This is a genomic window from Dyadobacter jiangsuensis (genome assembly GCF_003014695.1).
Classification (GTDB): Bacteria; Bacteroidota; Bacteroidia; order Cytophagales; family Spirosomataceae; genus Dyadobacter; species Dyadobacter jiangsuensis.
In genome coordinates, this window is sequence record NZ_PYAS01000012.1 from 1 (window position 1) to 26,232 (window position 26,232).

Annotated in this window: 25 protein-coding genes; 9 read left to right on the forward strand and 16 right to left on the reverse strand. The window is 50.2% G+C overall.

Annotated elements, in window-relative coordinates; genetic code table 11:
- Positions 1–138: 138 nt before the first annotated feature.
- From CLV60_RS22805 to panD, 4 genes are all read right to left on the reverse strand, one after another.
- Complete coding sequence (locus tag CLV60_RS22805) at positions 139–813, reverse strand: zinc metallopeptidase (RefSeq protein WP_106597705.1); 675 nt, start codon at positions 811–813, stop codon at positions 139–141.
- A gap of 8 nt (positions 814–821) precedes the next feature.
- Positions 822–1,310, reverse strand: coding sequence for a D-glycero-beta-D-manno-heptose 1-phosphate adenylyltransferase (rfaE2, locus tag CLV60_RS22810; RefSeq protein WP_106597706.1), 489 nt, complete (start codon positions 1,308–1,310; stop codon positions 822–824).
- 80 nt (positions 1,311–1,390) lie between these two features.
- Complete coding sequence (locus tag CLV60_RS22815) at positions 1,391–2,428, reverse strand: lysylphosphatidylglycerol synthase transmembrane domain-containing protein (RefSeq protein ID WP_106597707.1); 1,038 nt, start codon at positions 2,426–2,428, stop codon at positions 1,391–1,393.
- 39 nt (positions 2,429–2,467) lie between these two features.
- A complete protein-coding gene (gene panD / locus CLV60_RS22820; protein WP_106597708.1) occupies positions 2,468–2,818 on the reverse strand; it encodes an aspartate 1-decarboxylase in 351 nt (116 codons plus the stop codon).
- A gap of 304 nt (positions 2,819–3,122) precedes the next feature.
- On the opposite strand from panD, the gene CLV60_RS22825 reads away from it, so the two are divergent.
- Positions 3,123–4,601 (forward strand): Gfo/Idh/MocA family protein, encoded by a 1,479-nt coding sequence (locus tag CLV60_RS22825; protein WP_106597709.1) that lies wholly within the window; start codon positions 3,123–3,125, stop codon positions 4,599–4,601.
- A 57-nt stretch (positions 4,602–4,658) separates the two neighbouring features.
- Here CLV60_RS22825 and panC read toward each other — a convergent pair whose 3' ends face one another.
- Complete coding sequence (gene panC / locus CLV60_RS22830; RefSeq protein WP_106597710.1) at positions 4,659–5,501, reverse strand: pantoate--beta-alanine ligase; 843 nt, start codon at positions 5,499–5,501, stop codon at positions 4,659–4,661.
- A 206-nt stretch (positions 5,502–5,707) separates the two neighbouring features.
- Between panC and CLV60_RS22835 the strand changes: the two genes are divergently transcribed.
- The 4 genes from CLV60_RS22835 (at position 5,708) to CLV60_RS22850 (ending at position 10,067) form a co-directional block, all read left to right on the forward strand.
- Entirely contained in the window at positions 5,708–6,514 is an 807-nt protein-coding gene (locus tag CLV60_RS22835) for a glycogen/starch synthase (RefSeq protein ID WP_019941941.1), read from the forward strand.
- Positions 6,515–6,721: 207 nt separating this feature from the next.
- Complete coding sequence (gene glmS / locus CLV60_RS22840; RefSeq protein ID WP_106597711.1) at positions 6,722–8,560, forward strand: glutamine--fructose-6-phosphate transaminase (isomerizing); 1,839 nt, start codon at positions 6,722–6,724, stop codon at positions 8,558–8,560.
- Between the two features lie 129 nt (positions 8,561–8,689).
- A complete protein-coding gene (gene gldD, locus CLV60_RS22845; protein WP_106597909.1) occupies positions 8,690–9,283 on the forward strand; it encodes a gliding motility lipoprotein GldD in 594 nt (197 codons plus the stop codon).
- Between the two features lie 76 nt (positions 9,284–9,359).
- Positions 9,360–10,067 (forward strand): hypothetical protein, encoded by a 708-nt coding sequence (locus tag CLV60_RS22850; protein WP_106597712.1) that lies wholly within the window; start codon positions 9,360–9,362, stop codon positions 10,065–10,067.
- A 2-nt stretch (positions 10,068–10,069) separates the two neighbouring features.
- On the opposite strand, the gene CLV60_RS22855 is transcribed toward CLV60_RS22850, so the two are convergent.
- Both CLV60_RS22855 and CLV60_RS22860 read right to left on the reverse strand, forming a co-directional pair.
- Positions 10,070–10,867: an SDR family NAD(P)-dependent oxidoreductase gene (locus tag CLV60_RS22855; RefSeq protein WP_106597713.1), complete on the reverse strand. Its 798-nt coding sequence runs from the start codon at positions 10,865–10,867 to the stop codon at positions 10,070–10,072.
- 71 nt (positions 10,868–10,938) lie between these two features.
- Complete coding sequence (locus CLV60_RS22860; protein WP_106597714.1) at positions 10,939–12,657, reverse strand: IlvD/Edd family dehydratase; 1,719 nt, start codon at positions 12,655–12,657, stop codon at positions 10,939–10,941.
- Between the two features lie 149 nt (positions 12,658–12,806).
- On the opposite strand from CLV60_RS22860, the gene CLV60_RS22865 reads away from it, so the two are divergent.
- A complete protein-coding gene (locus CLV60_RS22865) occupies positions 12,807–14,021 on the forward strand; it encodes a serine hydrolase (RefSeq protein WP_229211096.1) in 1,215 nt (404 codons plus the stop codon).
- Here CLV60_RS22865 and CLV60_RS22870 read toward each other — a convergent pair whose 3' ends face one another.
- On the reverse strand, positions 14,022–14,417 hold the full coding sequence (locus CLV60_RS22870) for a MerC domain-containing protein (protein WP_106597716.1): 396 nt from the start codon (positions 14,415–14,417) through the stop codon (positions 14,022–14,024).
- A gap of 191 nt (positions 14,418–14,608) precedes the next feature.
- Here CLV60_RS22870 and CLV60_RS22875 point away from each other — a divergent pair, with 191 nt between their 5' ends.
- Complete coding sequence (locus CLV60_RS22875; protein ID WP_106597717.1) at positions 14,609–15,019, forward strand: Fur family transcriptional regulator; 411 nt, start codon at positions 14,609–14,611, stop codon at positions 15,017–15,019.
- A 39-nt stretch (positions 15,020–15,058) separates the two neighbouring features.
- Here CLV60_RS22875 and CLV60_RS22880 read toward each other — a convergent pair whose 3' ends face one another.
- The gene (locus CLV60_RS22880) at positions 15,059–15,613 is read right to left on the reverse strand and encodes a hypothetical protein (RefSeq protein WP_106597718.1); all 555 of its coding nucleotides are present in this window, start codon (positions 15,611–15,613) and stop codon (positions 15,059–15,061) included.
- A 51-nt stretch (positions 15,614–15,664) separates the two neighbouring features.
- Entirely contained in the window at positions 15,665–17,995 is a 2,331-nt protein-coding gene (locus CLV60_RS22885; protein WP_106597719.1) for a TonB-dependent receptor, read from the reverse strand.
- A gap of 182 nt (positions 17,996–18,177) precedes the next feature.
- On the opposite strand from CLV60_RS22885, the gene CLV60_RS22890 reads away from it, so the two are divergent.
- Positions 18,178–18,903 carry a hypothetical protein gene (locus CLV60_RS22890; protein WP_106597910.1) on the forward strand — a complete coding sequence of 242 codons (726 nt, stop codon included), beginning with the start codon at positions 18,178–18,180 and terminating at the stop codon, positions 18,901–18,903.
- Positions 18,904–18,950: 47 nt separating this feature from the next.
- Here CLV60_RS22890 and CLV60_RS22895 read toward each other — a convergent pair whose 3' ends face one another.
- The 5 genes from CLV60_RS22895 to CLV60_RS22915 form a co-directional block, all read right to left on the reverse strand.
- Positions 18,951–20,012: a 6-bladed beta-propeller gene (locus CLV60_RS22895; protein WP_106597720.1), complete on the reverse strand. Its 1,062-nt coding sequence runs from the start codon at positions 20,010–20,012 to the stop codon at positions 18,951–18,953.
- A 72-nt stretch (positions 20,013–20,084) separates the two neighbouring features.
- The gene (locus CLV60_RS22900) at positions 20,085–21,044 is read right to left on the reverse strand and encodes a 1-phosphofructokinase family hexose kinase (protein WP_106597721.1); all 960 of its coding nucleotides are present in this window, start codon (positions 21,042–21,044) and stop codon (positions 20,085–20,087) included.
- Positions 21,045–21,148: 104 nt separating this feature from the next.
- The gene (locus CLV60_RS22905; RefSeq protein ID WP_106597722.1) at positions 21,149–21,841 is read right to left on the reverse strand and encodes an SDR family NAD(P)-dependent oxidoreductase; all 693 of its coding nucleotides are present in this window, start codon (positions 21,839–21,841) and stop codon (positions 21,149–21,151) included.
- Between the two features lie 112 nt (positions 21,842–21,953).
- Positions 21,954–23,198, reverse strand: a complete 1,245-nt coding sequence (gene clpX / locus CLV60_RS22910; protein ID WP_106597723.1) for an ATP-dependent Clp protease ATP-binding subunit ClpX — start codon at positions 23,196–23,198, stop codon at positions 21,954–21,956.
- Between the two features lie 243 nt (positions 23,199–23,441).
- Positions 23,442–24,116, reverse strand: a complete 675-nt coding sequence (locus CLV60_RS22915; RefSeq protein WP_106597724.1) for a ClpP family protease — start codon at positions 24,114–24,116, stop codon at positions 23,442–23,444.
- A 249-nt stretch (positions 24,117–24,365) separates the two neighbouring features.
- Between CLV60_RS22915 and CLV60_RS22920 the strand changes: the two genes are divergently transcribed.
- On the forward strand, positions 24,366–24,740 hold the full coding sequence (locus tag CLV60_RS22920) for a helix-turn-helix domain-containing protein (protein ID WP_106597725.1): 375 nt from the start codon (positions 24,366–24,368) through the stop codon (positions 24,738–24,740).
- 76 nt (positions 24,741–24,816) lie between these two features.
- Here CLV60_RS22920 and tig read toward each other — a convergent pair whose 3' ends face one another.
- A complete protein-coding gene (gene tig, locus CLV60_RS22925) occupies positions 24,817–26,163 on the reverse strand; it encodes a trigger factor (protein ID WP_106597726.1) in 1,347 nt (448 codons plus the stop codon).
- Positions 26,164–26,232: the final 69 nt, after the last annotated feature.

A 26,232-nucleotide genomic window follows, 5' to 3' on the forward strand; every position in this document is an offset into this window, starting at 1 on the left:
TGACCCCTTGTTAATTTAACCAGGCTTCTATCAGTCTCAAAAATCCAAAAAGCCTATTTACAGCCAAATTGACTCGGGCCTTTTTAGTCAGCCCCACTTCGCTCAGGCTGACAATATCATTTTACAATATTTTACGCCTTAGTCGCGACGTCCCATTAGCAAGCTCACATAGTAGAGTAAAGTTGCCAATGAACCAATTGCCGCTACGAGGTAAGTACGTGCTGCCCATTTCAATGCATCGGCAGACATAATGTACTCGCGTTCGTTCACAATGCGGTTTTTCTGGATCCAGGCCAATGCACGGTTACTGGCGTCGTATTCAACGGGCAATGTAATAAAGCTGAACAATGTAGTCACAGCAAACAATGCCACGCCGATCGTCAGAGGAATCACAGTGGTGTTAATCAAAAGCACGCCAATGAAAATGATCCATTGCATATACTGCGACGCTACGCTCAGGAACGGTACCATTTGCGAGCGGAATTGCAGCCAGCTGTAAGCGGTAGCGTGTTGCACCGCGTGCCCGCATTCGTGGGAAGCCACAGCCGCAGCAGCTACGCTACGTCCGTAATATACATCGGGACTCAGGTTGACTGTCTTATCCTGTGGATTGTAGTGGTCGGTCAGACGGCCTTCCACGGACACCACTCTTACGTCGTAAATGCCGCTTTCCCGGAGCATTGTTTCAGCGATTTCCTTACCGCTCATGCCGTTGCTCAATCCTACCTGTGAATATTCTTCAAACTTGCTCTTCAAGCGCCATTGTACGTAAAAGCTGACGCCCATTACGATCAAAGCAATCAAAATTCCCATAGTTATTGCTATTTATATCCTTGTTTTATCTTTTCGATTAGCGCGGTAGTCGAATAGCCTTGTACCAAAGCGATCGTTTTTACCTCACCTCCTCTACCCAAAACAAAATCCGCGCCAGCAATGTTCTCGATCGTATAATCGTCGCCTTTGACCAAAATGTCAGGTTTTACGGCCTCGATCAACTGACTAGGCGTCGGTTCGTCGAACAAAATGACAGCATCGATGAACGATAGTGCTGCCATCAAACGAGCTCTTGCGTACTCATTGACGACCGGCCTCAATGGTCCTTTCAGGCGGCTTACCGACGCATCGGTGTTCAGGCCGAGTACCATTCTGTCGCCTAATGCGCGTGCTTTTTCTAGGTAGTCGATGTGCCCTAAATGCACAATATCGAAACATCCGTTGGTGAAAACAACTTTTTGCCCGGCGCGTTGCCATGCTTCTACCGTCGGGATTGCTTCTTCTAGTCTCAGGATTTTGCTTTCTGTCAAATTCATTGTAAAAGACAATATGGATTTAAGAAATGGAATAACGTAACATACTCCATTTCCATTTTTCAGGACTATTAAAGTTACAATTAGTTTGCCGCAGATACCTGCTCGGGCTCCTCGACTTTGTTTTTGTTCGCGATCAGCACATACAAAAATGCCAATGCGCCGATGATCAGCATGAACAGCATTTGTGCGCCATGGATGAATGTGGCGAGGGTAATGCCGTCATTCTGCGAAAGTCCGTAAAGTACCATCACGTTACCCACAAGCAGGTGGTAAGCACCGATACCGCCTTGAGTAGGAGCCGTCATACCGATCGCGCCTACTACGAGCAATGTGAGGCCGGCCAGCGGGCCGAGATGGGAAGTTTCGGGAATACAGAAGAAAAGTACGTAGGAAACCAGGTAATACAGCACCCAGATTAGGATGGTGCTGAAAATGAAAAGGCCGGGACTGCGCAGCTTGCGCACGCTCAGAAGTCCTTCGAGCATGCCCTGTGCAAAGCCGATGATCTTGGCGATGATCGCATTCTGCTGCAATTTGTTACGCAGCGAAGCATTTTTGAAGATTACAATGCTGACGACAGCGACGGCGAGCAGCCCGACGATGAGAATGCTCAGCAACATGCCGGTGCCAGATCCGCCGCCCTGGCTTCCGCCAATTTTGCTTTGGAAAAAATCAGTGAAGAAAGTGCTGAGACGATCGAATTCGAGGATGAAGTTCAAGCCAATCATCAGCACCAATATAATAACATCGAAAATCCGCTCAGCCACCACGGTACCGAAGCTGAGGCTTACGGGAATGCGTTCCAGGCGGTAAAGTGTCCCGCAACGCGTTACTTCGCCCATGCGGGGCACGATGTAGTTGGCAAAATAACCTGTCAGTACCGACATCGTACTGTTTACGATGCCCGGTTTGTGGTCCAGCGGCTCGATGAGCATTCCCCAGCGCCATGCACGCACCATGTGCGCGAGCAGGAGGCAAAAGCATGATACGGCGATCCACCGCCAGTCGGACTGGGCAAAACGGTCGAGCATTTCATTCAGGTTGATGTCTTTGAACACAAACCAGAGCAGACCGCCTGCCAGGACAAGCGATATCGTGTAACGCAGTATATTTTTCATGCTATGCTAATTGCTGTATCGTGTAGGGAATGCCGGAGGTTAGCCTACCAAATGATTGTTGTGATCTGGAAAAACCACCATCGGCTTGAACGTCTTGGCCTCTTCCTGGCTCATGCTGCCGTACGCGATGATGATGATGATGTCGCCGATCTGCACCCTGCGTGCTGCCGCGCCGTTGAGGCAAATCATGCCCGAACCCCTCTCGCCTTTGATAACATATGTGACAAAACGCTCGCCATTGTTATTGTTCACAATGTGAACCTGTTCATTTTCTATGAGTCCCGCTGCGTCGATCAGATCCTCGTCGATCGTGATGCTGCCAACGTAGTTCAATTCCGCCTGAGTCACCTTAACCCGGTGAATCTTCGATTTCATTACTGTGATTTGCATTACCCGGTGGTATTGGTCTAATTGAAATGCATTACCCCGCAAAGTTACAGGAATAATACCCAGCCATCAAAACATCGTCGCAGGTGGGACGGTTCCCGCGCGTACACGTGAGGAAATTATCTGCCTAAATAGCCTGAAATGCAGACAAACAACGTATTTCAACTAATAATTGAAATGGGCTTCTACATGATGTTTCGTAAATACATTATTATATTTAAGCGGGATTTTATAGTATTCGATCTTTAATAAGAACTTATTCCTTTCATCTATATTAATCTACTTTATTTTTTCATTACCAAAACCGATGAGTACAGAAAACAAACCGAAAGACGTTAATCGCCGGGACTTTATCCAGAAGACCTCCGCGGCGGCCATTGGAAGTTTCTTTATAGTACCCCGCCACGTGCTGGGGAAAGGATATAAAGCCCCCAGCGACAAGCTGAATATCGCCGGTGTCGGTGTGGGTGGTAAAGGTTTTTCAGATACCAACAATGCGTGGAACAAAGGCGCCGAGAACCTGGTGGCACTTTGCGACGTGGATTGGGGCCAGCCGCAAGTGAAAAAGAATTTCGAGCTGCACCCTGACGCGAAGAAGTACAAAGACTTCCGCAAGATGTTCGACGAAATGGATAAGAGCATCGATGCCGTAACCGTTTCGACGGCCGACCACATGCACGCGATCATCGCCATGGCGGCTATGCAGCGCGGTAAACACGTGTATGTGCAGAAACCCCTTACCCACGATATTTACGAGGCACGTATGCTCACCGAAGCTGCGCGCAAATACAAAGTGGTAACCCAAATGGGTAACCAGGGTGCTTCCAACCCCGCGCAGACTCAAATGAAGGAATGGTTTAACAAAGGCCTCATCGGTAACGTCCACGAGGCGCACGTCTGGACCAACCGTCCCGTGTGGCCGCAGGGTATTCCTGTGCCGACCGGCAAGCATGAAGTGCCTGCGGACATCGACTGGGAACTGTGGGTTGGCTGTGCCGACTGGGTGGATTACAACCCGGCATGGCACCCGTTCAAATGGAGAGGCTGGTGGAACTTCGGTACCGGCGCATTGGGCGACATGGGTTGCCACCTGATCGACCCGGCGTTCCGTACGCTCGGCCTCGGCTATCCTACGGAAGTTGAATGCTCGGTAGGCCAGGTGTTCATCAAAGACTGGACGGCTGAATATATTCCGGAAGGCTGCCCGCCGTCATCACGTGTTCAATTGAAGTTCCCTGCGAACAAAATCAATAAATCGGAAGTGACTTTGACATGGCATGACGGTGGTCTTCGCCCGTTCCACCCGGATCTGATCCCTGCCAACGATCCACTGGGAGAGCCGGACAGCAGCAATGGCGTGCTTTTGATTGGTGAAAAAGGGGTAATGACCTGCGGAACTTACGGTATCGCACCGAAAGTGTACCTCAAAGACGGTACCAAGCTCGAATACAAGCAAGGTGATTTCGGTAACAAATACACGCCAATGCCGGAATTCGGCCACCACGTGTCGTGGAGCGATGCTTGTAAAGCTGGTTTCAACAGCAAGGAGCACAAGGCGCTTACTTCTTCATTCGACTATGCAGGTCCTTTGACAGAGACTGTGATCATGGGTAACCTCGGTATCCGCAGCTACAACCTCCGCACCGCGAAGGCCGACGGCAAAGGTTTCGACTACCCGGGCCGCAAGAAACTCTTGTGGGATGGCAAGAATATGAAAATTACCAACTTCGACGAAGCGAACCAGTTCGTACAACGCAAGTACCGCGGCGACTGGAAATTGGCATAAAAACAAAAAGAAGGCTCCGAAAGGGGCCTTCTTTTTGTTTTAACGTTGGCGAGTAAATCAGAATATGATATTGTCGATCAGTCTAACCGGGCCGAGGAAAGCCGCTACACAAATCGCATTGGAGCCCGCAAGGCCTATTTTTTCAATAGGGAGCAGGGTTTTAAGATTAATGACTTCAAAATAGTCGAGCGTAAGTTCTCTGATCTTCTCAAATTCACTTTTTGCCCAGCCGATTACGTCGCTTACCTGCTTGCCCGCACGCAGGTCTTCGCCCGCACCCGCGAGGATGCGATATATATGCGGCGCGATCGCGCGCTCGGCCGCGTTCAGGCGCGTGTTACGCGAGGACATTGCCAGCCCGTCCGTTTCGCGAACGGTAGGGCATATGATCAGTTCCAATCCGAATGCGAGGTCATTGACCAACTGGCGCACTACCGACACCTGTTGCAGGTCCTTTTGCCCGAAATAGGCGCGGTGAGGCTTTACAATATTGAACAGCTTCGAAACCACAATGCCGACGCCATTGAAATGCCCAGGGCGAGAAGCGCCTTCCATGACAGTTTCCAATGCACCAAAGTTCATTTTGAGCACGGGCTGTTCGGGATACATTTCTTCCACCGACGGCGCGAATACCGCAGAGCAGCCCGCATTTTCGAGCATGATACTGTCGGCTTCGAACGTTCTCGGGTATTTGGCCAGGTCCTCGGGGTTGTTGAACTGCGTGGGGTTCACAAATACGCTGCAAACGACGATATCCGTATCCTTTTTGGCGGCTTCGATCAGCGAAATGTGGCCTTTATGAAGGGCTCCCATGGTGGGCACGAGGCCGATGGTTTTTTGCTGTAAAACTTGCTGATCCAGGTATTGGCGGAGGCTTTTGACCGAAGTGAATACTTCCATGTAAAATTCGAAAACTGAGGGAGTAACCTGCGGGCTACGATTGCTTTTTCAAGATAGTAGAAACCGTAAAGCAGATTATGGAAACATCAGGACAGGGAAATCCCAAACTGGGCGCAATATGACAATTAGTTTGGAATATCTTTTGAAATTGCCATTTTTTTTGTATAATTTTGCAAAACTTTTTTTCACAAACTGCTAAAAGATCTATGGAGAAACTACGAATTTTGTATGTAGCCAGTGAAATCAATCCCTTCCTCCAAACAACCGATGTTGCCGATTACGTTAGAAAACTTCCTCAGGCAATGCAGGAAAAAGGGGCAGAAATCAGGATACTCGTTCCGCGTTTCGGGTTGATCAACGAACGCAAAAACAGGCTTCATGAAGTAGTTCGACTGTCAGGAATCAATATTACCGTAGGAGATGAAGAAAAGCCGCTAATCATTAAAGTAGCTTCGATTCCCAATGCGAAGTTGCAGGTCTATTTTATAGATAACGACGATTACTTCCATCGCAAATCCGTTTTCTTCGATAAGGAAAACAACTTCTTCGATGACAACGACGAACGTGCGATCTTCTTTTGCAAGGGTGTTTTGGAAACAGTTAAAAAACTGGGATGGGCCCCGGATGTGGTGCACTGTAATGACTGGATGACGGCTCTGATTCCACTGTACCTTAAAACCACTTACCGTAACGATCCGATGTTTAAGGATACGAAAAGTGTGTTTACCGTACACAACAATGCATTTGACTACAAGTTTGATGCGGATTTGCAGAGCAAAGCCAAAGCTATGGACGTGAGTGACGAGGCGCTGGCGCATTTGCATTCTGCCGATTTCGAAGGTTTTGTCAAAATCGGATGTGCTTATGCCGATGCGGTGCTGAAAGCCGAAGAGCATTGCAGCGCGAGTCTCAACGAAATTTTCAACAATGCACCGAAACGTGTGCAGCTCGACGAGCAGGATGAGAATTTCTCTGAGTCGTATTACAATCTCTACAACGATCTGGTAAGCTAACAGATAGATTTCACAGGGCAGAAAAGCCGGCGATTCTCGGAGTCGCCGGCTTTTTTGTGTTTTTCAGGAATGTTTCGTGTGTTCGAGCACTGTCCATAAATTGGATATTTTTTAGTATTTAATTAAAAATTAGCTTGCTAACGACCGCTGTTTGCCATTTATTTGCCCCGTCTAGGACATACACAAAAATTAAAATATTTTAAGAATATGTGCGGAATTGTGGCTTATGTTGGAAACAGGGAGGCATATCCTTTGATTTTAAAAGGACTGAAACGTCTGGAATATCGTGGCTATGACAGCTCGGGAATCGCGCTGCTGGAAAATGGCGAATTGAATATTTACAAGAAGAGGGGAAAGGTGTCAGACCTCGAATCGGAGCTGAACGGGAAGCAACTTCCGGCGACGATCGGCATTGGTCACACGCGCTGGGCTACGCACGGCGAACCCAACGACGTAAATGCCCACCCGCATTATTCAAACAACCGCCGGTTGGCGATCATCCACAACGGCATTATCGAAAACTACGCGGCCATCAAGCAGAACCTGATCGGCAAAGGCCATAAGTTTTTGAGCGATACCGATACCGAAGTCCTGGTTCATTTTATCGAGGATGTTCAGCAGGAAACCGGTGCTACATTGGAAACGGCTGTGCGCCTGGCACTGAAAGAGGTGGTAGGTGCGTACGCGATCGCTGTAATCTCGCTCGATCACCCCGGCCAGCTCATCGCGGCGCGTAAGGGCAGCCCGCTGGTGATAGGCGTAGGGGAGGATGAGTATTTCCTTGCTTCCGACGCCACGCCGATCGTGGAATATACCAAAGACGTGGTTTACCTTGATGATTACGAAGTTGCGGTGATCAACGAAGGTAAACTCAGCATTCAGAATCTGGATAGCACGGAAACCATCCCCTATATTCAAAAGCTCGAAATGGAGCTCGAAACCATCGAAAAAGGGGGCTACGACCATTTCATGATCAAGGAAATTTTCGAACAGCCCCGCTCCATTGCCGATTCCATGCGCGGACGCCTGCGTGCGGACGATGCGCATCTGCAACTCGGCGGCCTGAACGACTATCTCGATAAACTGGCCCAATCCGACCGCGTGGTGATTGTAGGTTGCGGAACATCCTGGCACGCCGGGCTGGTAGCCGAGTATATGTTCGAAGAGCTGGCGCGGATCAATGTGGAGGTGGAATATGCTTCGGAATTCCGCTATCGCAACCCGGTAATTAAGGAAAACGACATCGTAATAGCCATTTCGCAATCCGGTGAAACGGCGGATACCCTGGCGGCGATCGAACTGGCTAAGTCCAAAGGTGCTACCATATTCGGAGTTTGCAACGTCGTGGGCTCATCGATCGCCCGCGCCACGCATGCAGGCGCCTATACACACGCGGGCCCGGAGATCGGTGTGGCCAGTACCAAGGCGTTTACCGCCCAGGTGACTGTGCTCACACTGATGGCCATTGCGGTAGCGAAGCGTAAGGGCACGATTTCCGAAGAAACTTACCGCCAGTTGCTGATCGAGCTGGAAACGATCCCGTCCAAAGTAGATAAGGTGTTCGAGAATGCAGCCAAAATCAAAGAGATCGCATTCATATTCACTTATGCGCGCAACTTCATTTACCTCGGGCGCGGTTTCAACTTCCCCGTGGCGCTGGAAGGTGCCTTGAAACTCAAAGAAATTTCTTACATCCACGCCGAAGGCTATCCCGCTGCGGAGATGAAACACGGGCCGATCGCATTGATCGACGAGGATATGCCGGTGGTGTTCCTGGCGACGAAAGACAGTTCGTACGAGAAGATCGTGTCGAACATCCAGGAAGTGAAAGCCCGCAAAGGCCGCGTGATCGCGATCGTGACAGAAGGGGATACATTAATCCCCGGCATGGTCGATTTTGTGATCGAAGTGCCTAATACCCATGAAATTCTGACGCCGCTTGTTTCCGTGATCCCGCTGCAACTGCTATCGTACTACATTGCAGTAATGCGGGGCCGGAATGTAGATCAACCAAGAAATCTTGCCAAATCTGTTACCGTTGAGTAACGGAGGAGGGTGCCGGAGAGCGAGACTGTCTTTGATGGTTTCGCTTTTTTGTTTCCAGGGGTATGGGGTAAAAATAATGTTCCAACGTTTTCGTTAGTTTTGCGCATGTTTGCCAATGGGACCTATTATATGTACAAATTCATTTTCACGATTTTCCTGCCTGCTTCACTGCTCTTTATCTCAGGTTGTAAAAAAGAAGGAGAACAAACCTACATCCCGAAACCCAAAGGCTATAACCGGATCGACCTGCCTAAACACAGCTACCGCGCATTGACCGAGAAACATCCCTACACATTCGAATATTCCAAATACGCGGTGGTGTCGCCTGATACCTTTAAAACGGCTGGAAAGGATTGGATTTTTATTAATTATCCCCAATTCAAAGCTAATATCCAGATTACCTACAAGGCCCTCAATAACAATCCTGCATTACTGAAAGCCTTTATTGACGACAGCTACAAGCTCGCGAGCAAGCACCAGATCCGCGCTTCGTCTATCCAGGAGCAACGGGTTTTGGGCAAGACAGGCCGTACGGCAATGCTGTTCAAAATTGAAGGCGATGTGCCGAGTCCGTACCAGTTTTACACCACTGATAGCACGGGTCATTTCCTGCGGGGCGCTATTTACTTTCCCACAGCTACAAAAAACGATTCGCTGGCGCCGGTGATCGATTATTTACAGGCCGATATGTTGCAATTGCTCAATACATTGGAGTGGCGATAATATTACCTGCCTGCTGTTGCGGCTGAAATCGTAAGGACGTATCTTTGAAAGTTAACACCTCAACAACGACCTCGATATGGCCCGGAAACAGCCCAAAAACCAACTCCTTCTTGATTACTCCGTCCGCGGTAACCGCATTGTCCTGCATTTGGGACAGGTAGAAAGCCAGCGGATCGCGGACCATCTTTTCGAAGGCCTGGTGAATGGCGACTGGATGATCGAACCAGCCGGTGAGGTGGCCGATATTTCCTACGCACAGGATATTGTGCATCAGATCGGGCACAAGCTGCCATATCCGGACGGTATCAAAATCGCGCAACTGCATCATGTAGATCCGCTTTTTAAAGGATTTTCAGCGATCTATCATCAGAAAGGATGGGTTTTTGTAAATGCCGCGTCGGATATCAACGAGCGCAACTACCACATCCATTTGCTCACCGTCTCGCTCGGGCTGCATACGATTTATGCCAGTACGACCTCGCTCGCGGCGCGCTCGGAGCAGCTTATTTTTGAAGCCTTGCTGCCATTCGATGAAGTGGAGAGTTTTTTCAGGAATGATATTTCCAAAATTCCGGATTTTCTGGCGTCAGATATTGCCAATTTCTTCAAGGTGCCGTTTCCAATGGTACTGAAACGTGCATTGATATTGAAAATCATCACCGACGATCAGTACCGGAGCTTCATGACCGCCAACCCAAGCACCGCTGCCAAGCCACGCGAGCTGTTCTTTTCAAAGGACGGAAGCATCGATGACCTGGAAGCGCAGCTTTTTTCAGGCGAGTAATCTCAGTTTTTCTTAACATTCATATTGCTCAGATCGGGCAGGGGGCTCACGGACGTCCACCCTCCGTCGACGATCAGGCTTTGCCCTGTAATATGCCCGGAATGTGGTGAGAGTAGGAACAATGCAGCATTGGCAATGTCTTCACAGATAGCGGGCCTGCCCATAGGCGTGATCGCCGACCATGTTTTGGGATAAGTTGGGTCTTCTGCCAATGTCCGTTCGGTCAGAGTAGCGCCGGGCGCGACCGTGTTGATGGTAATGCCGTGCGGAGAAAGTTCGAGCACAAGGTTTTTGGCCAGCATTTCCAGTCCAGCCTTGGTCATAGCATAAGCGCCCAAAAACTGGTGTGCCTGATGGCCTACTACCGAGGACATCAGTAATATCCGCCCGCCCGATTTCTGCTTCCGCATTTGCTTCGCGGCCGCCTGCGTGAGCAGGAAAGAACCCATAAGGTTTACTTCAAGCACTTTCCGCAGATTTTCGACAGGGTATTCAAAGAAATCTCCGAACAGGGTTATGCCTGCGTTGCAGACGGTCAATGTGAGTTTGCCGAAGCATTTCACTGCCTCGTCCACCATGGCATCGATCACTTCCGGCTGGGAAGCGTCACCTGCGAAAGCCACGCATTCGCCCTCCTTATTCCGTATTTTCTTGGCTGCCTCGGCGGCGAGTGCTTTGTTGGTATCGTTCAGGATAACCCCGGCGCCCTGGCAGGCCAGTTGTTTCGCTATCTCAAAACCAATTCCCTGCCCGGCTCCGGTGACGATGGCGACGTGATTATCAAAAAGTTGACTGCTCATTGTAATGCTGAATTTGAAAGGTGGCAATGCGGTATTCCACCTGGGTGCCGACGGGCCGCATTGCCAGCCTATTAATGCGAATCTCTCGTTACTTTATCACCCGAACCGCCTTTGAGGAAGTCGAGGTCGGCGCCTTCGTGCGCCTGCGTGACGTGGGCGATGTGCAGGTTTACATAACCGCGGTTATAGCCCAGATCAAGCGGTTTCCAAAGCGTTCTCCGGCGCGCCAGCTCTTCGTCCGACACTTCCAGATGCAGCTTTCTGTTTTCCACATCCAGCTCGATATAGTCACCGTCCTGAACCAATGCGAGGTTACCGCCTACGGCTGCTTCCGGTGACACGTGCAAAACAACTGTTCCAAAACCGGTACCGCTCATCCGGCCGTCGGAAATGCGTACCATGTCGATCACGCCCTGCGTGAGCAACTTTTTAGGTAACGACATATTGCCCACCTCCGGCATGCCCGGGTAGCCTTTCGGTCCTACATTTTTCAATACCAATATACTATTTTCATCGACGTCGAGATTCGGATCGTCGAGGCGGGCCTTGTAGTCGTCGATGTCTTCGAAAACGATCGCTTTGCCGCGGTGCTGCATCAGTTCCGGCTTCAGCGAAGCCGATGGTTTAATCACCGCTCCATTTTCGCAAAGATTGCCGCGTACAACGGCCAGGCCGGTGAGGTCTTTAATAGGCTCCTCCATCGTACCGATCACTTCGGGGTTGAAGCATTCTGCACTTGCAGAGTTTTCGGCCATTGTTTTGCCGTTAGCGGTAATTACCGACTGGTGCAAAATGCTGCTCAATTCTTTAATCACCACCGGCAAACCTCCCGCGTAATAGAAATCTTCCATAAAGTATCCGCCCGATGGCTGCAAGTTGAGCAGCAGCGGTACTTTTTTACAGAGATCATTGAAGTCATCCAAATGCAAATCTACCCCGATGCGGCCTGCAATAGCGAGCAGGTGGATCACAAAGTTGGTAGAGCCGCCGATCGCCGCATTGATCATGATCGCATTCTCGAATGCCTCACGTGTGAGGATTTGCGATAGGCGCAGGTCTTCTTTCACCATATCCACAATACGTCGGCCCGATAAATGCGCCAGCACCTTCCGCCGTGAGTCTGCTGCCGGAATGGCCGCATTCTCAGGCAATGTCAGTCCGAGTGATTCCACCATACAAGCCATCGTGGAGGCTGTACCCATTACCGCGCAGTGGCCGTCGGAGCGGCACATGCAGGCTTCGGCGGTATACAGTTCTTCCTGAGTAAGCTCACCCTTGCGGTGCAGCTCGCTGAAACGCCACACATCACTGGTCCCGATCGTTTTCCCACGATAGCGACCGGTGAGCATGGGTCCGCCTGAAACTACGATGGTAGGAATATCCACGCTTGCGGCGCCCATCACAAGCGAAGGCGTCGTTTTATCGCAACCGCAAAGCAGTACCACGCCGTCGATCGGGTTGGCGCGGATAGACTCTTCCACGTCCATACTGGCGAGGTTGCGGTAAAGCATTGCAGTAGGCTTGATGAGCGTTTCACCCAGCGACATGACGGGAAATTCGAGCGGAAAGCCGCCTGCTTCCCACACGCCGCGCTTCACCGATTCGGCCAGCTCGCGGAAATGCCCGTTGCAGGGTGTCAGCTCCGAAAATGTATTACAAATGCCGATTACCGGCCGTCCTTCAAACTCATCAGAGGGGTAACCCTGGTTTTTCATCCAGGCGCGGTAAATGAACCCGTCCTTACCCGATTTGCCAAACCAGCCCCTGCTGCGCAACTTGTTTTCTTCCATTATTCGCCCTATTTTATGTCTAATCAGAAAAGGAGCCGGGGAGTAAAAACTAATTCCGGGGACCCTTTAAAATAAAAATCGTATATTCGGCTAACACGTGCCCGGTATTCTCCATGCTTTTTTTTAGAAATTATAAACTGTTGCTTTTCTTGTCTTTACAGTTGGCAGCCCTGCCCGTTCATGCACAGTACCATTCGGATAATTTCATCGAAAAATTATTAAAAAAGCATCCGGAGCGCTTTTCGGCGATCCTGCAAAATCCTGAGAAATACAGGGTACAGGTTCTCTACACAAAGATCGACCGGAATAAAAACAACGTTCCGCACTTTACTACGCATGGCTATCGCGTGAATACCGGCGAATATTTTTATCCGGCGAGCACGGTGAAACTACCGGCAGTAGCACTCGCATTTGAAAAGCTGAACAAGCTGGGGATTGATAAATATACGCCGATGTTTACGGATGCGGCAAGACCCGAGCAAACTGCCGTGAAAGCCGATACGAGTTCGGAAGATGGGTTGCCGTCGGTGGCACATTACGCCAAAAAGATATTACTCGCCAGCGACAACGACGCTTTTAACAGGCTCTACGAATTTATCGGGCAGCAGGAATTCAACGACAGCCTGCACAGGAAGGGTTTTAAGGACGCCCGCATTCTCCACCGCCTCGATTCGCCGATCGGGCCGGAAAACAATCGCTATACCAATCCGATCCGTTTTGAGAAGGACGGCAAGATCCTTTTTGAGCAGCCTGCGAAGTATGATGAGAAAGAGTACAATGCCCCGGCGCCGATTATGCTGGGCAAAGGCTATATGAAAGACGGCGCATTGGTGAACGAGCCATTTGATTTCACCAAAAAGAACTTCTTCCCGCTCGAAGAACAGCACAGGCTCTTGAAAACACTTTTCTTCCCCGATCAGGTGCCGGCATCGCAGCGTTTCAATCTGACGGAGGACGATTACCGTTTCATGTATCAGTATATGTCGCAGTTTCCCGTGGAAACGAGCTATCCCGCGAGCTACACGGATGATTACTACGATGGGTTCGTGAAGTTCCTGCTGTTTGGGGCTACGAAAACCCGCTTGCCGCGCCATATCCGGCTTTTCAACAAATGCGGAGATGCGTACGGTTTTTTGCTTGATAATGCCTATATCGCCGATTTCGAAAAGGGAATCGAGTTTATGGTAACCGCCGCGATCTACTGCAATGAGGACGGCATCTTCAATGATGATCAATACGATTACGATACCGTTGGCTTCCCGTTCATGGCCAATCTCGGGAAAACAATTTTCGAATACGAACTCAGCCGCAAGCGCCCTAATCGCCCCGATTTAAGTCGTTTTGAAGTGGAATATGATAAGTGATCAGCGGGTGCGAAACTTCAACCGCGGCGCGATCTGGCAGATGTAGAGGTTGATGAGGTGGCCGATGATCAGCAATCCGGAACCTACATAACCCAGCCAGGAGAATACCTGATGGCGTCCTTCGAAAATAAGTGAGATCGCGAAAATTACCAATGCCGCCCAAAGAAGAATGCGGAGGCCGGTAGAGCGGTGATCGCGGGTGGCGTAGTAAACCGCAATGCCGTTGATGAGGATAAATAGGTAATCCAGCGAAATAAGGCCGATATGCGCGTGGTTATGCGTCGCTACCGACGACCCAAGCGCCAATGCAGGAACCAGTATGCAATGGATAATGCACAACACGGATCCTAAAATCCCTATATAGTCGGCCCTGCCATGTGAGTGTACTGCTTTCATTTCCTACATACAATAATGTTGCAAAAATAACACCCTCCGTTCGAACTTGCAACGGGGTTGCAGAATATTTTTAGGCTGTGGTTGTCCAATCCATGAAAGTGTAATCGGAATCCTTGGAATTTGAGCCGGTTAGAACTTAACTTTGACGGGAAAGGTTTTAGAAGGGAGGAATTATTAAACTGTTGGGAACAATGGACCAGTTAAGAGAAACGCTGAAAGTACATCACCTGCGCACGACCACGTGCCGTGAGGACGTGCTTTCAACATTTATCAATCGGAAAAACGCATTATCGCACGGAGACCTGGAAGGGGAGTTGGGAGAGAATTACGATCGCGTAACGATATACCGGACACTCAAAACGTTTCTTGAAAAAGGCATTATACATAAGGTGCTCGACGACGAAGGCTTGCGCTACGCATTGTGCTCGCATAGCTGTTCGGAGGAAAAGCACCAGCACGATCATATACATTTCAAATGCAGCGCGTGTGGTGAAACCAACTGTCTGGAAAACCTGCACATTCCGGCCGTGCAACTGCCGGAGGGTTATCATCCCGAGCACTTCAACCTGCTGATACAGGGCGTTTGTCCCAAATGCAACTAAACAAAAAGGGATCAGTCCAGCGGCTGATCCCTTTTTGCTTTACTTCACTTTCAACTGAAAATCCAGATTCACATCATCGCTACCCGGAGTAGGCGTGCCGTTTTTGGCACCGGGCTGATGGCGTAGCTGCACTTTCAAAGTGCCATTGCCGGCGGCACCGGTTTTCGCGGAGCCTGTGAGGCCGATCGGGTAATTGTTTTTATCCTTATCGCCGTAAGTGTAGGTTAGCAATGCCGCTGGGCTGGGCGTGTACACAAAAAGGTGCTCGTCCGATTCTTCTTCCACCTCCTTCGTAATATCATCCACCGGCGACTTGCTTTCATCAAGCAGTTCGATCGCCAATGTGTAAGTTGTATTCGGTTTCAGCGAAATCGTATCGAATTTGGTGGGGGCATTGCCTCCGTCACCATCAGCGTCCTTGTAAGAAAAAGTACTGACGCTGGATGTACCTTGCTCGGTGAATTTCAAGGTCACGGAAGTGATCAGCTCATTCTCATCATCCGGCTCGACGTCGTCGCCCGAGTCTTTACACTGTACAAAGGCCATTGTCATCGCGGCGAGCAGCATCCAGTTCAGCTTACGGTTCATTTTCATACGTAATAGGTTTATGTATTGTATTAAAATTAATTTTTTGGGTCGGCTTCGCTAAGCGCCGAACTTCCATTTGAGGCGGAGCGACGCATTGCGGCCCATGTCGTCGGCATAATAGCGGAAGTGGTTCAGGTAATCGCGGTAAACCGTATTGAACAGGTTCTGCACATTGATACCGATTTCCAACTGCTGTTTTTCAGACACTTTCAACGACGCACCGGCTTGCAGGCTCCACAGCGAATAGGCTTTCGGCGGCGGCAGGAAGTCGCTGTTTGCAGGTACTCGCTTTTGTTCCGCTACCAGCAGATTACCGATTGAGATAAACCCGTCCTTCCATTTGCCACGATCGGCGAGCTGGTATTTCAGCGCATTATCCAATCGGTTGGGCGGGATCATCACCAGGTATCCGTCGTTGCGCTCGTCGTACACTCGCAGATAGGTGAGCTTGCTTGAAATCGTGGTGCGCTTCACAAATTCCCAGCTTCCCGAAACGTCGATGCCCTTGAAAGAAGCATCGGTTTGCGTGTATTTGAAATAAGGGAATGCGCCCCGGATAGTCAGAATCGGTTCCGGTTGTGGTTTTAGATATATAAAATCAAAAATGTAATTGTAATAGCCGCCTACTTCCACGCTCCATTTCGGTGTGGCATATTTGACGCTGGCAATGGAGTTGAGCGCCTTTTCGGGCTGCAAAGTGGCATCGCCTTTCTCGTAGGCCGCTGCGCCGTGGTGCACGCCGTCACTGAACAGTTCGCTCACGTTGGGTGCGCGCCAGGCTGTACCCACGTTCACGCGCGCGGAGAAGCGTTCGGAAAAGTTACGGGTAGCACCGGCAGTGCCCGAGAAATTGCTGAAATCGAAATGATCGGCAATTTTTTCACGATTCACGATCCGGTAGGTTTTCAGCGTCCGGTAATCGTAGCGCAGGCCTGCTTCGAGCTCCCATTTGCTGGTCACATACCGCTCGATCCAGAATAGTCCAATATTGAATTGGTTGAAATTGGGGATCAGCGGGCGGCCGCTCATGAGGTTGTATTGGTATAATGTGCTCACACCAACCTGCCCGCTGATTTTCCCGGCAATGGGTTTGTGGTCCCAGACCACGTCGTTTGTCAATGAAGTGAGTTTAAATGTCAGTTCGGGGTGGTTGAGGGCCGCTATACTGTCGTTCCGCGGCCGGTGCAGGTCAAACTCGTTGCGGTTGTTATACTGCCGTGCAATGGTCCATTGCAGCCGGTTGCCGTCGTTGAAATGGTAATGCGTTTCGGCTTTCAGTAACTCGTGGGTCGCGTTCTGATTCGGGCGGTTAATGGCGTAGCTGAAACCGGATTTGACGAACGGCTCGCCGTTTTTGATCACATTGAGCAAATCGGTGACGCTGCCAATATGCGAGCCGGAGAAAATGCCTATTTGCGTATCGAACCGACTGTAAAACACATCGATGCCTAGTCCTTTATGACGATAACCTGCTGCGAGCGAGAAGTTGTTTTCGCTGATGCCCGTATTATCGAGGTAATAGTTGGGTGTACGGATATTGCCGCCCCGCTTAATGGTACCCTGTGCGCGCCAGCCGAAGCCTTTTACGAAATTCAGGCCACCCTGAACGGTACCCGACAAAACGCCTTGCCGGCCGTTGGAAAAACCTACCGCATTCAGTTCGCCGGTAATGGGCTTGTCGATCGGTAACTCTTCCGGTTCCACCAATATCACCCCTCCAATTGCATCGGAACCATAGCGCACACCCGCGGCACCTTTCACGACCGATATTCTCGTGGCGATGAATGGATCGATTTCCGGTGCATGCTCGGAACCCCATTGCTGGCCTTCCTGGCGGATCCCATTATTCATAATTAACACACGGTTGCTATGCAGGCCGTGAATGACGGGTTTGGCAATGGACGAACCGGTTTGCAGTGTAGTAACGCCAGTGACGCCTTTGAGGCTCTCGCCGAGCGTCTGGCCGCGTGTTTTATCTAAATCAGCCCCTGAAAGAGTGGTTAGCGGTTGGGAAGAAGGCGCATCCGTACGGTGCGCGGTAATTTCCACATCTTTTAAATGCACTTCCTGTTCGAGCAGGTTGAAGTTTTCTTCATGCCCTGCCGTCAGATCTATTTTTTGCTGGAATGGGCTGTATCCGATAATGCGGCATTCGAGTGTATAATTTCCCGGACAAAGGTTGCGGAGTTCGTAACGGCCATTCTGATCGGTGAATACACCGGTACTCTGCCCCACGATCAATACAGTAGCACCTACAATGGGCTGCCCGGTATGCCGGTCTTTCACGACACCCTTCACAAAGCATTCACACGCCGGTTTCTGAGCCACGGCTGTCGGCGAAAACAGTGATAGCCAAAGGATGAGGAGTGAAAATCGGAGAGCGGGCATGCAGCGGGTTACGTTCTTTTTGTTACAACGTTGCAAAAATAAGATCATTGCAACTTTGTTGCAATTAAAATCGGCAAGTATTTTGTCAAATTTTCAGTGGATAAGGGTCTTAAACGTAAATTTGTGCTCCATTTTGCCGCTTTAAATCGTTGTCGGATATTCTTTTAACCAAAATCATGCTGATGCCCCCGCTTATTGCCGGGGTAACAATGGCCGTTCGTAAATGGGGCGAGGGGCTGGGCGGCTGGATCGGCGGGTTCCCCTGGGTGGCTGGGCCGATCTCTTTCTTCATTGCCTTGGAGCACGGTGCTGCATTCGCAGCTTCGACTATCCCTTCGGCATTGCTGGGGTCGGTGGGTACGATGCTCTTTGCATTGGTATATGCGACACTTTCCGCCCGAATGCGTTGGTTACCGACGGTACTGCTTAGCTACGGGGCATTTTTTGTGGTCGCATTGCTTGCGTTGGGGCGTGATATTTCACTTGCGGCGGGAGTGGGGTTGAACCTGACGGTGCTGACGCTGGTGTTGTATTTTTTTCCAAAACCTAAAACCAAAGCGGAGTTCAAGAAGCAGCCTTCCTGGGATATTCCATTGCGGATGCTCGTGGCGACGCTCTTTGTGGTGATACTCACGCAAGCCGCGGATGCGCTAGGCCCGACTTGGAGCGGAATATTGACGCCATTCCCGATTATGACTTCCACGCTGGCGGTCTTTACGCATTCGCAGCAGGGCTCCGATGCGGCGATCAGGATATTGTATGGTTTGCTGCTCGCCGGGTATGGGTTTGTAGCTTTTCTGATAGGCGTGGCCTGGCTGGTGCCGCAAATGCCTATTGGTGCTGCCTATGGCATTCTGACGGTGTCGACGATGATCGTCAACGGGGTCACAATAAAACTGATCCGCTAGCACAGCCAACGGATCAGGTATTTGTTTGCGTAAAATCTTCTGTTTGCCTAAACTCTTTCCAGTTTCACCGGATAAGTCTTCTTCGCATTCCACTGACATACGTAAATGTTGTGGTCGTTGTCGACACACACATCGTGGCAATGCATGAATATTGGTTTTTCCTGTACCATCAGTTGCAACTCGCCGTTGCGGTATTCCGGTTTGGTACCGCCCGGGTTTGAAATTACTTTATTGGCTTTGTCAATGATCGTTACGAAGCCCGAATTCGGCGTCTGGTTCAGGTAGCGCAGGCGCGACCAGCATACTCCCGCATAAAGCGTATCGTCTTTGAAAACCGGGCGGCAAACGAATGCGCCGGGCAGGAATATGGTGCTGAGGTATTTCCCATCCAAAGTGAATTTCTTGAACGCATTGTGCGCGCGCGAAGTGACGATGAGCGTTGGATTCGCTTTATCACGGTAGTCGATCGCGATGCCGTGGGCGGTGGAGAACTGCGAATCACCGTCGCCCGAGCCACCGAACTTGTCGATAAACTCGCCCTTGGGCGTGTATCTCAAAATCCATTGCGAGCCGTAACCGTCGGCAATGTAAATGGTACCGTCGGGGCCAATCGCCGTTTCAGTGGGTTTGAATGGATCTGCTTCTTTGTAGGCACCTACTTTCGATGGATGTTCGATGGTAAGCAGGATTTTCCCTTTCAAATCTGTTTTGAAGACCTTGCCGATGTTCGGGTCGCTGATAAACAGGAACTCTTCTCCGTTTGCATTCCACAAGGTAAGCCCGTGTCCGCCGGGAAACTCGTGTCCCCAGCTTTCAAGCAGCTTGCCCGAGCGGTCATAGATAAGGATATTGTTTTTAACTTCATCACCCACCATAATCAGCCTGCCTTTGCTGTCCTGCACCATTTCGTGGCAGTTGTTGACAGGAAACTGGGACGCGTCGAGGTTACCCCAGCCCTGGTGTACCTTATAACGGTGGCTACCATGGCCGATCACCTCGCCATCCACCTTCGGTTTGGCGTGCAGGATGTAGAACGGTTTAAAAGTAATGGCGGCGGCAGTGGCTGCGGTAATCTTTGCAAACTGACGGCGGGAATGTGTTTCGGACATGACGAATCTTTTTAATTTTTGAAAAAAGACCAAATATCCGAATTCTTACTATTTGTTCATACATAGTTTTGATCAACTGGCCGAGTAGCGTTTTCCGTATCGGTTGAGCCAGTCGAGCAGGCGGTTCACATCTTGCATTCTAAATAGCTCGCTGCCAGAGTTCATCGTGGCAGCAGTACCGCAGGCGACGCCCATTCGCACGGCCTCTCGGTAGGATTTGCCTTGCGACAATGTCCATACAATTCCGGCCAGCATGCTGTCGCCAGCCCCAACGGTACTCTTCGGCTGCACGGGAGGAGCGGGGATGTGCTCCACCTGGTCTTCGGTGACGAGCATTGCGCCCATTGCGCCCATGGATACGATCACGATCTCGCATTGCCCGCGTATGATCAGCGCGCGAGCCGCGTCATCGACTTCATCCATTTCCAATTTATCGACGCCCACCAGCTCGCTAAGCTCGGTAATATTGGGTTTTAAAAGATATACACCTGCCTCGGTGGCATAGCGCAGCGCATCGCCGGAAGTGTCGGCAATAAACCGGGCGCCCTGGTTGTGTGCTATTTTGGCGATTTGTCCGTAAAAATCCGAGGGAACCCCTGGCGGAAGGCTACCGCTGGCGATAATGTAGGACGGTTTCGGGTCGAGCTCTTCCATCGTTTCGAGGATCGAGCGTACTTCGGTCGGCATCATTTCCGTGCCGGGCATTCCGAAGCGGTACTGGAAACCTGTACTGGTTTCGAGAACGTGAAAGTTTTCACGTGTCCATTGTTTCGTTTCGATCACCATAGTCTCCACGCCCTCGCTTTTTACGAGTTTATGCAGGCGCTGGCCGGTAGGGCCGCCTACGGTGAATATGGCGATCGGATTACCTCCCAGCCTGTGAATGGCCTTCGCGACGTTGATACCCCCACCTCCTGCCTCGAAATTGGGTGCGTCGCAACGCAGTTTGTTGTCGGGGACGATGCGCGGCACATTGGAGCTTTTGTCGAGCGCGGGATTTATTGTAAGGGTTACAATCGGTCCGGTAGCCATAGGAGTACGGTGTCTGGTGAACTATTTTACGCGAATAAAAGAAAAAAAGCGATTCTCTCTGCGTTCATAGCAATTTCTTCACAGCGCAGCCGTTTGGGAGGCCGTCAGTATTGCTCTTCCAGCACGCTGCGTCCGCCGTCGACCACGAGCACCTGCCCGTTAGTAAAGCGGGCGTGATCCGACAGCAGATACACCGCCGCGCCGTCGAGGTCGGCAGGCATGGAAGTATCGGTTGAAATTACATTGATACGAATATCGTGCCCGGCGTAGGCCGCCGCAATGGATTTGGAGAAACCTATCATGGCGGCTTTGGAAGTTGCCCCCGCGTGGCTTGCGAGGTTGCTTTCCACGCCAGCGACTTCCGGGCTCAGGTTAAGAATCGAACCCCCTTTGTTCATCCCCATGAAAGTCCTTACAGCAGCCTGGTTCGAGAGCATGAGCGAGGTCAGGTTCTGATCCAGCGTTTTGCGCCAGCTTTCAAGGTCCAGGTTATGCAATGGGCCGTCCATTGCGGGTTCTTCATGTTCTTCCGGGGCGTGATACAATGCGTCAAAACTTCCGAATTCGCGTATACAGAGCTGGATAGCGTCCAGCGCCGTCTGAGGCTGCGTAGCGTCACCTTGTTTGGCTCTTGCATTGCTTCCCAGGTTGAGCTCTGCCATCAGGCAGCTCTCCGGGTTGCGCCCCACTACCACCACATTCGCGCCGTTTCGGACAAAGGCTTGTGCCGCGGAAAGTCCCGCGCCGGTGGTTCCTCCGATAACGACAATCGATTTATTTATGAGCCAGGTTTCCATTGAAAATAATATAGTGTTTTTGTGTAAAAGTAGGATTATTGGGGTGAAAAAAGAAGCGCCCTGCGTCTTTGGAAGAGGCAGGGCGCTTGTAAATATGCTAATGTAATGATTGCTAGGCCACTGAGCGAAGCAATGCCATCGAAGATTTCTCGAATTTGTCTTTTGCGTAGTCGAGCGACAGCGTGAATTCTTTCACATCCTTTTGCGAGGGCAGATCGAACATCGCGTCGGTCATAATGGATTCGCAAATCGCGCGCAAACCACGGGCTCCGAGCTTGTAGATCATCGCCTGGTCGACAATGTAATCAAGCACCGCGTCTTCGAAATGCAGGGTAATGCCTTCCATCGCGAAAAGTTTGCTGTATTGCTTTACCAATGCATTTTTCGGCTCGGTAAGGATGCGGCGTAATGTTTCGCGGTCCAGCGGATTCAAGTGCGTGAGTACCGGCAGACGACCGATCAATTCAGGGATTAATCCGAATGATTTAAGGTCCATAGCCGTTACGTAACGCATCAGGTTTCCTTTATCAAATATCTCGATAATGCGGTTGTCGCCATTGAAGCCGATCGGGCGCGTGTTGATACGCTTTCCGATGTGGCGCTCGATGCCGTCGAATGCACCGCCGCAGATGAAGAGGATGTTTTCGGTATTCAAAGAAATCATCTTCTGATCGGGGTGCTTGCGGCCTCCTTGTGGCGGCACGTTCACGATCGAGCCTTCGAGCAGTTTCAGCAGCGCCTGCTGAACACCTTCACCGCTTACGTCGCGGGTAATGGAAGGGTTGTCGGACTTGCGGGCGATCTTATCGATCTCGTCAATGTATACGATACCACGTTCTGCCGCTTCCACATTGTAATCCGCAGCTTGGAGCAGGCGGGTCAGGATCGTTTCAACGTCTTCACCCACATAACCGGCCTCGGTAACCACCGTAGCATCGGCTACGCAGAAAGGTACTTGCAGAATGCGTGCAATGGATTTCGCGAGATAGGTTTTACCGGTACCGGTTTCGCCTACCATAATAATGTTGGATTTCTCGATCACAACGTCGTCCTCGGTACTTGCCTGGTTCAGACGTTTGTAGTGGTTGTATACCGCCACCGCCAGCGAGCGTTTCGCTTCGTCCTGGCCAATTACATATTGTTCGAGGAAATGCTTGATATCAGCGGGGGGAATGGGCTTTAATTTCGGAAGCTTCGATTTCTTCTCTTTCTTATCCTCCTTCGGTCCCAGCTCTTCGGTAACTACCTGATGCCCCTGGGCAATGCAGTGGTTACAAATGTGAGCGTCAATCCCGGATAGAAGCAAATCAACTTCGCTTTTTTTACGTCCGCAGAACGAACAACTTACTTGTGCCATCGATTCGATTTTAGCAGTTTTGTGAATGTTTCAGGCTCCGAAAAGCCATGGTAAACAAACGTGTGAGTCAAAGTAACAAGAAGACCGACTGTAATGTTCAATCTTCCTTTCAATTGACAATTAGAGGTTATCTTAATGCAAATTTCCGGTTTTTTGACCGGGTTACCAAATCAAGGTTAGGCCATATACTAAAAACGCCCCGACAGCCAGGCTGCCGGAGCGATGTTTGAAAGGTCATTCAACTTATTTTTCGCGGGTCAGAACCTCGTCGATCAAGCCGTATTCTTTCGCTTCTGTCGCTTTCAACCACTTGTCACGGTCAGAATCCAGGCCGATTTGCTCGGGCGTCTGACCGGTGTGGTGCGCCAGGATTTCGTACAGCTCGTGACGGAGTTTCACGATCTCGCGGGTGGTGATTTCGATATCGACCGAAGTTCCCTGCGCGCCGCCGGATGGCTGGTGGATCATCACACGAGCGTGCGGGAGCGCCGAGCGCTTGCCTGCCGCGCCGCCTGCGAGCAACACCGCGCCCATAGAAGCCGCGAGGCTGGTACACACGGTCGCTACGTCGGGACGCACATATTGCATGGTGTCGTAAATACCCAGACCGGCGTAAACCGAGCCGCCGGGGCTGTTGATATACATCAGGATGTCCTTTTTAGGATCTGCCGATTCGAGGAAGAGTAGCTGCGCTACAATAATGTTGGCGATATTGTCGTCCACGCCGGTGCCCATAAAAATAATGCGGTCGGCCATCAGACGGGAGAATACGTCGACCTCGCGGAAGTTCATCGGGCGTTCCTCGATTACCGAACGGGTCATGTTTTCAACAGAGTGGTTCATGTAACCGTCCACGGTCAGACCATTCATTCCCAGGTGGTGAACGGCATATTTTCTAAATTCATTTCCGTAATTCATCGAAAAAATTAATTTTTAATTTATCAATAGTTAAAGGGCAACTGAGTTGGAGAACAAAAAGCAATATAGCTTAGTTTCTGTTTATATCGCCGCAGGTTTCCCGGTTGCATGGCACAAATTTGACTATTTCAACGAATAATCCTTGTCAATTTCGGCGATAAATTATCGAAAAATGCGACAGTCATCAGCCCTGTTCAATGACTAGATTGCAGCATAAAAACGTTATACCACGCTTAATAACCGGACATTATGAACGTGACATCCAATTTATCAGAGAAAATACGGCAGATACGGCTGCAAAAAGGCCTTTCGCAGGAAAATATGGCAGACATGCTTGGGCTGTCGACAACAGCTTATGGAGATATCGAACGCGGCCGCACGGAGCTTTCTGTTTCACGGCTTGAAAATGTAGCCAAGCTGCTCGACGTGCCGCTGCCGGAGTTGCTGGGCATTGATGTGTCGATGTCGGAAACGGAATGGCTCCGCCAGGAAAATACCCGGATATTAGCGGAAAACCGCCGTCTTCAAAATGAGCTGGATCAATGGAAGCTGAAATTCCGGCAGCTGTTCGGCGACGGCATTATCCGGCAGATAGGAGAGGAGCGCCAGCGCATTGGTTTTTAATGCATTTGGCTTAAACAAAAAAACACCGCCCGGTTACCCGGGACGGTGAAAAAAATGCTTTTTATATCTCTGAAAACTAGGCTTCCGCTTCTACTTCGCCTTTCGCCAGTTTTTCGAATTCTGATACTTCTACGGTCTGCTCGTCGGTGCTTACCTGGCCGCGGATTACCTCAAGAACTTTGTTGTCAAACACCTGGTTGAACACGCTCGTATAGTTATCCCGTTCTTTGTCGGCAAGGTAACCTTGTGCCACGCGGTCGATCGTTTCACGCATCGATTCGTCGTCACCGTAGATACCGAATTGTCCTTTTACCATTTCACGAGTGAACGCAAGGATTTCAGGGTATTCTACTTTTACTTCCGACTTGTCGGCGATCTTATTTTTGATCAGGCTCAGTTTCAAAGATTTCGCGAAATCACCGAACTGCTCGTCGATTTGCTCGCGGGTGAACTTGCCTTCGTTGGTGCGCTCCAACCAGTTTTTGAGGAATTCCTCAGGCAACTCGATGGAGATAGCATCCAGCAATGAAGTCTCGATATCGCGACGGAGCAATGCTTCTGTTTCGCGCTCGTAATTGCTTTTGATGATTTCAAGAACCTTCTCGTTGAACTGCTCTTCGCTTTCAACTTGTCCTGGTCCCAATACTTTGTCGAAGAACTCCTGCGTCAATGCCGCTGGTGCGGAACGGGTTACGTCTTCAACTGTCAGCGTATATTCGCCTGAAAGATCAGCGATATCTTCTTTTTTCTTACCGGTTACGTGAGCGATTGCCGACTCGTCGGTAAAGGTATCTTTGATATCAAAAGTGATTACATCACCTTTTTTCACGCCGATGAACTTCGCAGCAGCCTCCTCTTTAACCTGTTTGGTAGGGATAGCCGTGCGGGTGGTGAATTCACCTTGTGTCAGCTCACCGAAGATCATATCTCCTGCTTCGCTTACTTCCGGGTGAATGCTGTCGGCGAAACGCTCGCGGAGACTGTCGATTGTTTTCGTCAGCTCGTTATCGTCTACATTGATCGTGTAACGCTTTACAGCAGGCAGTTCAGTCAGGTTTGCTTCGAAATCGGAAGCAATACCGAGGTCATAGCTGAATTCGAATGAGCTAGGGGTATCCCAGTTCACTTCTGCCGCTTTATCGCGATCAGGTACAGGATCACCTACTACCTGTAATTTATTCTCGCGGATGTAGTTGCTAACTGCATTGCTGAGGATGTTGTTCACCTCGTCAACCAGAATGCTCTTACCATACATGCGTTGGATCACATGGGATGGTACTTTGCCGGGACGAAATCCTTTCAGGTTCACGCGTTTCGAATAATCCTTGATCGTTTTATCAACTTTTGGCTGATAATCTTCCTTGGTCAACGTTACTTTCAGAGAGGCTAAGGTCGGCGAACTCTTTTCTAACAAAACTTCCATGTGTCGCTAAGCTATTGGTAAATACCTTTGTTACATTTGAACAGAAAAAAACAAAAATGCCCTCAAAAC